The following is a 12,849-nucleotide window of genomic DNA, read 5'->3' on the forward strand; positions in this document are numbered from 1 at the left end:
ATTGTAAAATCAAACAAAAGTAGTTTAAAATATAAAATGAAGATTAAAATGAATTAAGAAATGATAAAATAGTTTTAGTTGAGAGATTAGAAGGGAATGGGATACTTGAAAGTTAGCAAAAGAAAATTTGGCGAAACAGCTCTTTTATATTCGCTTACGAATGATTCAGGAATTACGATGAATGTGACTGATTTAGGTGCAAGAATTGTTGATTTGATCGTACCTGTTAATGGAAAAAAACGAAATATTGTTTTAGGCTTTGATTCTGCGGAAGAATATAGGGAGAAAGATAAGTATTTTGGCGCAACGATCGGTCGTGTTGCAGGTAGAATTAAGCATGGTACATTTTCAATCGATCAGCAAAATTATCAATTGCCTGTTGATCCCAAAAGTGGTCATACGCTACATGGTGGCTTAGAAAGTTTTGAGACAAAATTATGGAGCGCTGCAACAGAGCAAACGAGTGAACGAGTTTCTGTCTTATTTTCCTATCTAAGCCCAGCAGGAGAAAATGGTTTTCCAGGAGAATTAAAAGCTAGTGTAACCTATTCGTTAACAAACGAAAATGAATGGATCATAGATTATCAAGCATCTACCAATCAACCCACATTGTATAATCCAACAAATCATGTGTATTTCAATTTGACAGGCAAACCATCGCAAGCTGTTGACGAACATGAAGTGTTTGTTGATGCTGATAAGTTTGCAGTAGTAGCCGAGGATACTACTGTTACAGGTGAACTACGTACTGTGGTCAATACGCCTTTTGATTTTAGAAGACCTAAAAAGATGATTCAAGTGTTTCAGACGAATTATGAACAAAATCGTTTAGTAAATGGATTAGATCATCCGTTTATCTTGAATCAGTCAGGTTTTGATAAGTCCCAAGCGATCATTAGTGCTCCAGAAAAGGATCTTTCAATAGAGATGTATACGGATCGTCCAGCAGTTGTGATTTTTACTGCCCAGTTTGGTGATGAAGGACCAGAAGTTCGAGGGGAAAAAATGTGTCATCATGGCGCTCTTACTTTGGAAACCCAAGTCAGTCCTGGAGCCTGTGAATTTGAAGAGTTTGGTACTATTATCTTATACCCAGAAACACCCTACCAAAGTCGGACAATTTATAAAATCAATGTAATAGATGATAACTGAACCTCCTTGATGAAAAAAATATGTTTAGAAGTGGTAAAAAATAACGAAAAAATTTTTAGGCAGTATTGAAGCATGCGGTACAAAATTTGTTTGCGGTGTCGGCAATGATCAACTCAAAATTATTGAAAAAATTCGTTTTCCTGCAACAACCTGCGTTTTGAAAATATCATGAGAATAAAACGAAATTTAGTGCTAACTACTTGCTTCATTTTCATTGGAAAATTGTTCAGAGTAAGCTAAAACACTTACCAAAAAACGCTTCAAAAAGTGCTGACAAAGTGACAAATACAATCGAACGTGTTAAACTGATTTTTAAGCTTACTAAAAGTAAGTTTATTAGTGGTAATTAATTTGCCTTTAAGCATAATGTAGGGAGATGAGTTAAACATGCAGTACATATTTGATAAAGGGAGTCTTCACGGGAAAAATTTATTATTACTTCATGGAACTGGTGGCGATGAAACGTCGTTACTAGATATTGCTCGTTTCTTAGATGAAGAGGCTACATTGCTTTCTTTTCGTGGAACTGTTCAAGAGTCTGGAATGAACCGTTTTTTTAAGAGGAATGGCTTGAATCAATTTGACTTGATCAGCTTAGAAGAAGAAAGTGATAAACTTATTCAAGAAATTAGTTCTGTCAGTAAAGAAAAAGGTATATCGTTAGAAGAATGGACCATTGTTGGTTATTCAAACGGAGCGAATATCGCGGCACATATTTTATTAGAACGTCACTTTGCTGTTAAGCAGGCTATTTTATTTCACCCAATGTCTTTAGGGGTGGATATGCAGAAATTTAAGTTATCCGATAAAAAAATCTGGTTATCAGTGGGTGAAAATGATCCTATCGTGCCTAAAGTAGCGTCAGACCAATTGGTCCAACAATTGGAAAAGAGACAGGCGGCTGTTACTATTGCTTCAACAAATGCAGGGCATCAAATAACAATGGATGAAATCAATCAGGCAAAACGGTGGTTAAGTGAGCGCGAAACAGTATAGTTATAAAAACAAAGCGAATCGTTTGTAGCAAGTTAAAAATGATGCTATGCTAGTTATGTAATATAAATTAACTAGGGGGGATTTTCACATGGCAGATTTAAATGGACGCGTAAATGATGCAAAAGACAAAGTTGAAGGAACAGCTAAAGAAGTTCAAGGTAAAGTAACAGACGATAAAGGTAAAGAAATTGAAGGTAAAGCACAATCAGCTTTTGGCGATGTAAAAGATAAAGCTCGCGATGCCGGTGATGATATGAAAGATGGCGCTGAAAAATTAGGCGACAAAATCAAAGAAGGCTTTGAAGATATCAAAGAAAAATTCCATAAACACGACGATAAATAATAATCGATTTTGTCGATTTAAATTTATAGAGGAGTGAGGTAGAATTCTATCTCGCTCCTCTTTTTTTTATTTAGAAATAGAAGGAAATTTATAATAAAAGAAAACATAGCAGATACCGATAGACTTTGGAACTGTTTTTCATTTTGGAGGAAAGTACAAACTAATCTATTTATATTTTTTACTTGAAGGAAATTATCTTTTTTTTCGATTATTGTCGAAAAAGAAGAGAAAACAATACTTTTAAATGCGATATAATTAATATTGAAAATATATATGTATTTAAAAACCATAAAAAGGAAGAGCAAATATGAAAAAATGGACACACACACTATTAGTTTCAACATTAGTTTTGGGTACAGTACCATATGGTACAATGAATTCTTCGGTTCAAGCAATTGCAGAAGAAATAGAGAAGCAAGAAATGACCGAAGCATCAGGAGAGACAGCTAGGGAGTTTGAAGGTGAGAGTCTTAAGACCTCAGTTAAGCAAACTACAAGTGATTCAAAACAAGTAATGTCAGAAGTAACCACTTCAACTGAGATAATGGAGGAAGGTGCTAAGTCAAATGAAGTTGTTGGGCATTCGCAAATAGCTTTAGCTCAGGAGAATAAATCTGAGGGAATGAATCAAGTTATGCCTCGAAATATAGGGGACTTTATCATAACTGTTGATGGTGTTGTTCTTCCAGTACAAGAGATTGACTATCAATACACAAATGCAGTACATATAAATTTTGTACGTAAGGATCCTGATAATCCTTTTGCCAAAAGTTATCAATATGAATTTCTTTCTGGCGGCGGAATTCAGAGTGGTAATAATGTCGATATGACTGCTTATTTAACTGGTCCAGAGGGGATTTATGAATTTCGTCTGCAAGGTTTAGATGCCAGAGGAGGTTCAGATACAGGTTATTTTGCAAACAATATTCAAAGAACGGCCTCCTCAATAAACATTGATGGCGTAATTAATCAATCAGAAACAGTTGTTGAAGATCCATCTTCGATTATAGTAGGAAGAGATGTCGCGGATACTTATGGTGACTATAGCTATTCCTGGGTAATTAAAGATGCAAGTGGTGATGTTGTTCAATTTGGTGAAACTGGTGAACAACCAGATATCGATCAATTAGCTACTGGTGAATATACAATCACAAATATTGTAACAGAAACGCCGCCAGCTGGTTATGTTTCGACAGCACCAATTACTGACACAACTTCTGGTAAGTTCAAAATTACAGCAGGAAAAGTTATCGTTGAACATATTTTAGTTGATTCAGATGGCAATCAAGTGAAAATCTATAGTACAGATGATACTAGTTATTCCGGTAAAATTGGGCTGGGTTACGCAACAACACCAATAGAGATTACTGGATACGAACTAGTTGTAGAAAAAATGCCAGCTAACCAAAACGGAACCTATACCAAAGCAGATCAAACGGTTAAATATTACTATAAAAAAGTCAAAACCAATATCAACATTGAATATGTGAACGAAAAAGGCGAACCACTTTCAACAGGAGATATAATTCTTGGTGAGTATGAAGATCCTTACAAAACCACCGCAAAAGATATTCAAGGATATGAGTTAGTGACAACACCAAATAATGCAACAGGCAACCACACAGACAAAGATCAAACAGTCAGCTATGTCTATAAAAAGAAAGCAACAAAAGTAAACGTTCATTATGTCGATGAAAAGGGCAACCCACTTGCGGATAGTGACTTGATCGACGGGTTTTTCGATGATCCTTATAATACAGCCTCTAAAGAAATCGAAGGATATACTGTCAAAACGATTCCGTCAAATGCACAAGGGAATCATACCGTTGATCCAACTGATGTAACGTACGTTTATACAAAAATCAAAAGCAATATCAATGTGGAATATGTTGACGAAAAGGGTAACTCGATTTCACCTAATGAACTAGTCCAAGGAGAATATGGAGATGACTATAAGACCACAGCAAAAGACATTCCAGGATATGAGATAGTGACGGTTCCTGTGAATAATGAGGGCACCTATACAGACAAAGACCAAACGGTTAAATACGTTTATAAAAAGAAACCAACAAAAGTAACGGTTCATTATGTCGATGAAAAGGGAAAACCACTCGCAGAGAGCGGTTTACTTGATGGATTTTTTGATGATCCATATAATACGACACCTAAGCCAATTTCAGGCTATATTTTAATGGCAGTACCGAGAAATGCTTCTGGTAAATATGATGTCGATCCGACAGAAGTCACGTATATCTATAAAAAAATTGAAGCACCAACCGTTGATGATGCAGTAGAAGGAGCAAAAGAAGTTACTGGTAATGGGATGCCTAATTCTAAAGTAATCGTAACATTTCCTGATGGCACTACGGTAACTGTAGATGTCGCTAAAGATGGAAAATGGAAAACAGCTGTTCCAGAAGGAATAGAACTGAGAAAAGGCGATAAATTAACAGCAGTTACGCTAGATCCTCTAACGGGTACATTGTCAGATCCAGGGACGGGCAAAGTGACACCATTATCTAATAAAGTACCAGAAACAACAACTAAACCAAGTAATACCAGCAATACATCAAGTACTCAAACTAAGAACAAACTGCCAAATACAGGCGAAACTAATAATACGGATGTCATGACGATGGGTTTATTAAGTTTAGTATTGGCTTTCTTCGGAAAGTTTCTACAAAAGAAAAAAGCGGAATAAAAAAATAGCTTAAAGCAAAGCAACTGTAACGAAATCCCACCTTAGGCTCATACAAATAGACTCCCCCCTGCCCAATGCATAGAGAGCGTATTGGGCAGGGGGGAGTTAAGCACGTTTATTATTAATTAGCTTTTTAATAATTCTTTCAAAATAGGTAAATCATGGACTTCATATTGCTTTTTAAAAGCATCAATTTCTTCTTCACTGAAAGTTTCGGGATCTAAAACCAATGCTTCAACAGGTAAAGGACGTGTATTTCTGATTTTTATATCAATGACAACCGGACGCTCGCTTTTTTTAGCAGCTGTAAAGGCAGGCTCTAATTGCGTATAGTCTGTTATTGTAAAGCCCTGTGCCCCGAGTGCTTCGCCAACTTTACCAAAATCGGCTCCTTCTAATGAAACACCAAATTTCTTCTGTTCACTATCTTCTTGTTCTGCCTCGATAAAGCCGAAAGACTCATTTGAAAAAACGATATTGATAATTGGCAGTTTGTATTTTACCTGAGTGATGATATCTTGCATGACCATTGCAAATGCGCCATCTCCACTCAAGGTGAAGACTTGTCGATCTGGATAGCTCAATTGGGCAGCGATTCCTCCTGGGATACCATTGCCCATCGTAGCAAACCAGCCTGATGTAGTAAATTTTTGTTTACCATTCATCTCAAGCAGTCGAATAGCATGGATTGTGGTGTTCCCAACATCTGTTACAAAGATGGCTTCTTTATCAGCAATTCGACGAATTTCTTTAAAAACAGGTTCTACCCGAAGGGGTTTATCCTCTTGATTTTCAAAACTTCTTAACCAACTGACCCAGTTTACTTTATTTTTTTGATTGGCTTTTAGCCAGCGATCAAATGGGCGTGATTCACCTAATTCCACCATGCGTTTTAGAGACTCTTTAGCATCTCCTAAAATAGCGACATCTGTTTTATGACGGCGACCTAATTTAGTAGAATCAGTATCGACTTGAATAAATTTTGCACTCGGATTAAAGAAATTGGCCGCAAATGGAAAATCACTACCGACAAAGACAATCAAATCAGTTTCTACTAAGGCTTCATTTGCGGGTTTAGTTGCAACTCGAGCGGCAAAGCCAAGAAAATTTTCATAAGCATCAGGGACAATTCCTTTGCCTAGGACAGCAGAGACCACAGGCATTGAAAAGTGCTCTGAAAATGCTTTGATTTCTGGCCAGGCATTACGACAGCCTTGTCCAATGTAAAGAAGGGGTTTTTCAGCAGCATTGATCAAAGGCATTGCTTTTTTTAGATCATGATAATTTGGCATGACCAAACCTTTTCGGTGATTTTCAGCTGTTGAACTATTGTGTGCTGGGATTTCTTTTGTTCCAAAATCAACTGGAATCGTTACAACAGCAACACCGTTATAGTTATAAGCCGTTTTGATTGCTTCATCCACGACATGAGGTAAACTTTCTGGGGTCATAACGGTTCGATTGTAGACACTCACGTCAGCAAACATAGGGTTTTCATTTAATTCTTGAAAGGAGTTGTAATTCATTGAATCGCTCGCAACTTGCCCCAAAAGAGCTAGGACAGGAACATGATCCATTTTAGCATCATACAAACCATTGATTAAATGAGTCGCACCAGGTCCAGCAGAGCCAAAAGCTACACCAATTTTTCCGGTTAGTTTAGCATCAGCGGCAGCAGCTAGCGCGCCAACTTCTTCGTGACGGACTTGGATAAAGTTGATGCTGTTTTTTTCTTGATATAAGGCATCCATCGTGGAGTTGAAGGAACCACCTGGTATGCCATAAATGTGATCGATGCCCCAACTTTCTAAAACGTTGATCATCGCAACAGCAGCATTGATTGTTTCGACCATTTTACTCACTCCATTTCTTAATTTTCTTTCTATCTAAAGTATACTCGTTCTAGATTTTTGTACCAAACGAAAGCCTTTTTTGCATTATGCGTGGTTATAAAATCACTGATATGATAAAGTTAAGGGAAGAAAAGAATTTGGGGAAGATGGGGTGTTTATAATTATTGATTGGCTGTTATCTTTGGAAGCTTGGCAGCAAGCATTGGTGGGGACAGGTTTTACTTATTTTATGACGGCTTTAGGAGCTGGCTTGGTCTTCTTTTTTAAGGATATTAAAAAAGAAATTCTGAATATGATGCTCGGATTTGCGGCTGGTGTGATGATTGCAGCAAGTTTTTGGTCATTACTAGATCCGGCAATCAAGCAGGCGGAAGAAAATGGGAGTATTGCTTGGCTGGTCGTTAGTTTTGGCTTTGGGTTAGGTGGGTTGTTTCTTTATATTGCAGACAAGACTTTGCCACATATGCATTTTGGGCCGAATCATGAAAAAGAAGGATTGCCAAGTCATTTAAAACGGACGATTTTATTGGTTTTTTCAATTACGTTACACAATATTCCAGAAGGTTTAGCTGTGGGCGTTGCATTTGGCGCAGCGAGTTCCGCTGATGATCCTAAAAAAGCAGTATTGGCAGCTATTTCTGTAGCGTTAGGGATCGGTATCCAAAACTTTCCAGAAGGTGCTGCTGTTTCAATTCCATTGCGACAAGAAAATTTAAGTCGTAAAAAAGCTTTTCTTTACGGACAAGCATCAGGAATTGTTGAACCAATAGCAGGAATCATCGGGGCTGTTTTAGTAACTAAAGTAACATTGCTGTTGCCGTATGCCTTAGCATTTGCAGCGGGAGCGATGATTTACGTTGTAGTAGAAGAATTAATTCCAGAAGCACAACAAACCGTGACTAGTAAGCGTCATTTTGCAGTATTTGGTGTGATGTTAGGGTTTATTATTATGATGATTTTAGATGTAGCTTTGGGATGATTTTCTTTAATTGATTTAGAAATATAGTCTAGTTTTAGAATGTATCGGGATGAGAAAATAAGCAATAAAAGGTTGTGGGAATGAAGAGACAAATTATAGCATATAATAAAAAACGAGTAAGCAGGAAATACCATTTCCTGCTTACTCGTTTTCTTTAGTCAAATAAAGTTTTACATCACGCGTTCAAACGGATCCAAACTAATTCCTTTTTCTAAAACGATCTTTGCATATTCTTGTGCGGAAAATAAAGAATGATCTTTATAGTTACCGCATTCTTTAGCAGAAACTGCAGGAACAAAATCTGTTTCTGCGATAAAGGTCAAGACTTTAACCAATGCATCACGAATTTCTTTTGGTGAATGTTCATTCCACATGATCATGTAAAAACCAGTGCGACAACCCATTGGCGAGATATCGATGATACCTTCCAGGTGATCACGTAAGTTTACAGCTAATAGGTGTTCTAATGTGTGAACTGCAGCAGTCGGTAATTCGTCTTCATTCGGTTGTAAGAAACGTAAATCGTATTTTTCAATCAACGCCTCACCATTTTTTTCAGTACCCGCTAAACGAACATAAGGGGCTTTTACTGTATTATGGTCTAATTCAAAACTTTCAACACGTGCCATGTTATTCACTCCTTCAAATTAAGTAAATGTCGCTTTTAACTATAACAAAACACTTTAGAAAGTCAATAGATTTCGCTTTATCTGTGGATTCTGTTAAGAATTTTGTTGGGCAAATATTTTGGCTAATTTTTTTAATAAAACAGGTGCATCATCTTGATCCATTATAACTTCGATCCATTGGAGACGGGTATTATCTTGTCTGGCCGCTGTCATGGCTTTGTTAAGTTCCTTTTCAGTGGTGACTTTATAGACGGTGACATTGTTAGTTGTTCCGCCGAAAACAAACGGAAGGTTCTGATAATCCCACATTGGAATATCGTTGTATTGCTCCGTAGCACCATGAATTTCTCGCTCCACAGTATAGCCATTATTATTGATCACAAAAATAATTGGTGTTAGTTTTTCTCTTAAAGCAGTTCCTAATTCTTGCACCGTTAATTGCAGTGAACCGTCTCCGATAAACAATAAATGACGGCTGGTTTTATTGGCAATTTGACTTCCTAAAAGAGAAGGGAATGTATACCCAATCGATCCCCACAATGGCTGACCAATAAAACGCATTTCTTTTTTTAGCGGTACGTTCGTCATACCAAAAAAGGAAGTCCCTTGTTCGCTGACTACTGTATCTCCTTTTACAAGAAATGCTTCCACTCTCTTCCAAAAATATTTTTGAGTAATCTTATTATCTTTGATTTCTAGATCTGACTGCCGTTTTACTGGAAGAATATCGCCTGTAAATCTAGAAAAAGATAATGTTGCGAGCGCAGCAACAAAGCGGTCTAGCTGGACTTTTTGGTGTTTTTCTCCATAAAGTAAAACTTCTGTACTTCCAATTGAGATGATTTGTTTTTCTGTAAAACCAAAACTAAAGCCGGATGTTGCAGAATCTGTTAGTTTTACACCTAAAAGTAACACTAAATCTGCTGTATCGACACGGCTTCTTAAAGGTTCTGCAGTAGTTGAGCCTGTGTAGGTTCCTAGATAATGAGCATCTTCTTCATTGAATGCACTTTTTCCAAGGGGTAAAGTAGTGATCGGCAGATTAAATTTTTGGATAAATTCATCTAATTGTTGTTCGATATGATAACTTAATATCTCATGACCAGCAATGATAACCGGATTTTCAGCCTGCTGTAATGCGTCTTCGATTTTACTTAAAATAGCTACTTCTACATCCGTCAGTTTACTTGTTAATTGATTTAAGGGTGCTTGAGGCTTGGTGGCATGAACGTCAGCAATATCAATTGGCAAATTGATATAGACTGGACGTTTGCTGGTTAGGGCAATCGTAAGAACGCGATCGATCTCAGTTAAAGCATTTTCAGCAGTTAAATGAGCAATCGCAGAGGTCACTTCTTCGTGCATTTTTTCAAAACGAAGAAAGTTTCCGTCTCCTAAGGTATGATGAACTAATTTTTTTGCTTCTTGGATGCTAGTAGTGGGCGAGCCTACGATCTCGACCACTGGAACATTTTCGGCAAAACTGCCAGCTAAGCCATTGACCGCACTCAATTCTCCTACACCAAACGTAGTAACAAAAGCTGCGATTCCTTTAGTGCGAGCGTAGCCGTCAGCCATATAGGCAGCATTCAACTCATTAGCAGTACCAACCCATTTAAAATCTTTTCTTGCAGTAATATGGTCTAAGAACTGTAAATTATAATCTCCTGGGACCCCAAAAATCTCATCAATACCGAGTTCCTTTAAGCGGTCTAGTAAATAATCTGCTACAGTGTACATCTAATCATCCTCCTAAATTTAAAAGCGTAGCGGGCTCATCTCACTTTGACAGGAAAAGAGGAAAAACTACCTAAGATATTTTTCCCTCATTTAACTTCCATCTTTTTCCCAAAATGCTAGGACGTGAAGCGAACATCCTACTATTTTTATTCGTGCCCCTAGTTTCAAAGCAAGTATAAAACTGCAAAATCGTTTAGTCGACTATCCTGCTCGAATAATAAGAAAGCTATTAAAGTTGAATTTGAAAGAGATTATTTATCTTTTTCTGAAAAGATAGCAAAATCATTTTACTTCCTATGTAGTAAAAGCCGATATTATGTTAAAATAGAAAAAGCAACTTTCTTCAGGAATTTGAGAGGAGATCAATTAAGTATGAAAAAAATGTATAATGTTGCCGTGGTAGGCGCAACGGGTGCTGTTGGCACAAAAATGATCGAAATGTTAGCAGAAACATCTTTACCAATCAATCAGGTGAAATTATTAGCGTCAAAACGTTCAGCGGGAAAAGAAGTAACGTTTAAAGGGCAGACACTTGTCATCGAAGAGCTAATACCTGACTCATTTACGGATGTGGATATTGCTTTATTTAGCGCCGGTGGAACGATTTCTAAACAATTTGCCCCTGAAGCGGTCAAACGTGGAGCAGTCGTGGTGGATAATACAAGTCATTTCAGAATGAACGCGGATGTTCCTTTGGTTGTACCAGAAGTCAATCCTGAGGCACTAAAAAGACATAAAGGAATCATCGCAAATCCAAATTGTTCGACGATTCAAATGATGGTAGCACTTGAACCAATTCGTCAAGCATATGGTTTAGATCGTGTGATCGTTTCAACCTATCAAGCAGTTAGTGGCGCAGGGATCAACGCGATGGACGAGTTAAAATCACAAGCGACAGCATATATCAACGGAACACCTGCAGATCAATTGACGGCAACGATTTTGCCGTGTGGTGGTGATAAAAAGCATTATCCAATCGCATTCAATGCATTACCACAGATCGATGTTTTTGCAGACGCTGATTATACGTATGAAGAATGGAAAATGATTAACGAAACGAAGAAAATCATGGAAGATGACAGCATCAAAGTTGTTGCGACGTGTGTCCGTATTCCTGTACTATCTGGCCATTCTGAATCAATTTACATTGAGGTTAAAGAAGAGGGTTCTGATGTTGCCAAAATCAAAGAGTTGATTGCAAAAGCACCGGGAGCCGTTTTACAAGATGATCCAAGTCAACAACTTTATCCGCAAGCTTTAACGAGCATTGACCGCAAAGAAACATTTGTTGGAAGAATTCGTCAAGATATCGATATTGATAAAGGCTACCATATGTGGGTTGTTTCTGATAACTTATTAAAAGGCGCTGCTTGGAATTCAGTTCAAATTGCGGAAACATTACATGAGATGGATTTGGTAAGGGTTTAAATGTCATTTAGCGATGCAGGCTAAAATCATAGAGAAAGAATAAACTATGTTTGTGATAAAAAGCGTCGCAACGTTATTTCCCTTTTTTTCTATAAGGTCGATTGAGCCTGTTACGCTACTTAAAATAGGAGGTAGTAAGTATGAATTTAGAAAATGCAACGATAATTACAGCAATGGTCACACCTTTTGATGAAAGCGGCGCAATCGATTTTGCGAAGCTGCCCCAATTAGTGAAACACTTGCTTGATCATCATACAGAAGGAATTATTTTAGCAGGAACAACAGGGGAATCGCCAACGTTGACTCATGATGAAGAAATCGATTTATTCAACGAAGTGATTCGTTTGGTTGATGGACGAGTACCGATCATCTGTGGTGTGGGAACCAATGATACAAGGGACTCTGTTGAATTTGTGCAGGAGATTTCAGCAATCAGAGGGATCGATGCTGGTTTGGCTGTAGTCCCTTATTACAATAAACCAAATCAAGAAGGCTTGTATCAGCATTTCAAAGCAATTGCTGAAGCGAGTGATTTACCGATCATTTTATATAATGTACCTGGCAGAACGGTCGCAAACCTTGATGTAGCAACGAGTTTGCGTTTAGCCGAATTAGATAATATTATCGCGATCAAAGAATGTTTCGGGCTAGATGCGTTGACTGAGTTGATAGAAAAGGCACCAAAAGACTTTTTAGTGTATACTGGAGAAGACTCCTTAGCATTTTCCAATAAAGCTTTGGGTGGACAAGGGGTAATATCAGTTGCTAGTCATGTGTTTGGCACTGAAATGTATGAGATGTTTCAAGCGTTGGATCATGGAGAAATCAAGCAAGCTGCAAGTATTCAACGGCAATTATTGCCGAAGATGGATGCCTTGTTTTCAGCTCCTTCACCGGCACCTGTGAAAGCAGTTCTAAATCACATGGGCATCTCTGTTGGTGACCTACGTTTACCTCTTGTATCCTGTACTTCTGAAGAAAAAGCGAAAATTTTAAGCATACTGGATATTTGATTCAGTATGAGAATA

10 protein-coding genes and 1 pseudogene are annotated in these 12,849 nt (G+C 37.6%); 8 read left to right on the plus strand and 3 right to left on the minus strand.

Features of this window, described 5'->3' with window-relative positions; translation table 11 throughout:
• Window positions 1-96: 96 nt before the first annotated feature.
• From IGJ50_RS13245 to IGJ50_RS13265, 5 genes and pseudogenes are all read left to right on the plus strand, one after another.
• Entirely contained in the window at window positions 97-1,152 is a 1,056-nt protein-coding gene (locus IGJ50_RS13245) for an aldose epimerase family protein (RefSeq protein WP_429950831.1), read from the plus strand.
• A gap of 40 nt (window positions 1,153-1,192) precedes the next feature.
• Window positions 1,193-1,303 (plus strand): annotated as a pseudogene (locus IGJ50_RS13250) (fructokinase); the annotation flags it as partial.
• A 236-nt stretch (window positions 1,304-1,539) separates the two neighbouring features.
• On the plus strand, window positions 1,540-2,148 hold the full coding sequence (locus IGJ50_RS13255) for an alpha/beta hydrolase (RefSeq protein WP_429950833.1): 609 nt from the start codon (window positions 1,540-1,542) through the stop codon (window positions 2,146-2,148).
• Between the two features lie 88 nt (window positions 2,149-2,236).
• On the plus strand, window positions 2,237-2,491 hold the full coding sequence (locus tag IGJ50_RS13260) for a CsbD family protein (protein WP_069638619.1): 255 nt from the start codon (window positions 2,237-2,239) through the stop codon (window positions 2,489-2,491).
• Window positions 2,492-2,798: 307 nt separating this feature from the next.
• The gene (locus IGJ50_RS13265) at window positions 2,799-5,192 is read left to right on the plus strand and encodes a MucBP domain-containing protein (protein ID WP_429950835.1); all 2,394 of its coding nucleotides are present in this window, start codon (window positions 2,799-2,801) and stop codon (window positions 5,190-5,192) included.
• Window positions 5,193-5,317: 125 nt separating this feature from the next.
• On the opposite strand, the gene spxB is transcribed toward IGJ50_RS13265, so the two are convergent.
• A complete protein-coding gene (gene spxB, locus IGJ50_RS13270) occupies window positions 5,318-7,045 on the minus strand; it encodes a pyruvate oxidase (protein ID WP_429950837.1) in 1,728 nt (575 codons plus the stop codon).
• A 160-nt stretch (window positions 7,046-7,205) separates the two neighbouring features.
• Here spxB and IGJ50_RS13275 point away from each other — a divergent pair, with 160 nt between their 5' ends.
• Window positions 7,206-8,024 carry a ZIP family metal transporter gene (locus tag IGJ50_RS13275; protein WP_069638825.1) on the plus strand — a complete coding sequence of 273 codons (819 nt, stop codon included), beginning with the start codon at window positions 7,206-7,208 and terminating at the stop codon, window positions 8,022-8,024.
• Window positions 8,025-8,194: 170 nt separating this feature from the next.
• On the opposite strand, the gene IGJ50_RS13280 is transcribed toward IGJ50_RS13275, so the two are convergent.
• Entirely contained in the window at window positions 8,195-8,653 is a 459-nt protein-coding gene (locus IGJ50_RS13280) for an S-ribosylhomocysteine lyase (protein WP_069638616.1), read from the minus strand.
• A gap of 93 nt (window positions 8,654-8,746) precedes the next feature.
• Window positions 8,747-10,393, minus strand: coding sequence for an alpha-keto acid decarboxylase family protein (locus tag IGJ50_RS13285; RefSeq protein WP_069638615.1), 1,647 nt, complete (start codon window positions 10,391-10,393; stop codon window positions 8,747-8,749).
• 372 nt (window positions 10,394-10,765) lie between these two features.
• Here IGJ50_RS13285 and IGJ50_RS13290 point away from each other — a divergent pair, with 372 nt between their 5' ends.
• On the plus strand, window positions 10,766-11,821 hold the full coding sequence (locus IGJ50_RS13290; RefSeq protein ID WP_429950839.1) for an aspartate-semialdehyde dehydrogenase: 1,056 nt from the start codon (window positions 10,766-10,768) through the stop codon (window positions 11,819-11,821).
• Between the two features lie 140 nt (window positions 11,822-11,961).
• Window positions 11,962-12,834 carry a 4-hydroxy-tetrahydrodipicolinate synthase gene (gene dapA / locus IGJ50_RS13295; protein WP_429950840.1) on the plus strand — a complete coding sequence of 291 codons (873 nt, stop codon included), beginning with the start codon at window positions 11,962-11,964 and terminating at the stop codon, window positions 12,832-12,834.
• Window positions 12,835-12,849: the final 15 nt, after the last annotated feature.

The organism is Enterococcus sp. AZ101 (assembly GCF_050499005.1).
In the GTDB taxonomy this organism is placed as follows: Bacteria; Bacillota; Bacilli; order Lactobacillales; family Enterococcaceae; genus Enterococcus_L; species Enterococcus_L ureilyticus.

Coding starts and splice junctions, on each gene's coding strand:
- dapA (WP_429950840.1), top strand. CDS start 11,962: ATGAATTTAGAAAATGCAACGATAATTACAGCAATGGTCACACCTTTT.
- spxB (WP_429950837.1), bottom strand. CDS start 7,045: ATGGTCGAAACAATCAATGCTGCTGTTGCGATGATCAACGTTTTAGAA.
- IGJ50_RS13290 (WP_429950839.1), top strand. CDS start 10,766: ATGAAAAAAATGTATAATGTTGCCGTGGTAGGCGCAACGGGTGCTGTT.
- IGJ50_RS13280 (WP_069638616.1), bottom strand. CDS start 8,653: ATGGCACGTGTTGAAAGTTTTGAATTAGACCATAATACAGTAAAAGCC.
- IGJ50_RS13265 (WP_429950835.1), top strand. CDS start 2,799: ATGAAAAAATGGACACACACACTATTAGTTTCAACATTAGTTTTGGGT.
- IGJ50_RS13245 (WP_429950831.1), top strand. CDS start 97: ATGGGATACTTGAAAGTTAGCAAAAGAAAATTTGGCGAAACAGCTCTT.
- IGJ50_RS13285 (WP_069638615.1), bottom strand. CDS start 10,393: ATGTACACTGTAGCAGATTATTTACTAGACCGCTTAAAGGAACTCGGT.
- IGJ50_RS13260 (WP_069638619.1), top strand. CDS start 2,237: ATGGCAGATTTAAATGGACGCGTAAATGATGCAAAAGACAAAGTTGAA.
- IGJ50_RS13255 (WP_429950833.1), top strand. CDS start 1,540: ATGCAGTACATATTTGATAAAGGGAGTCTTCACGGGAAAAATTTATTA.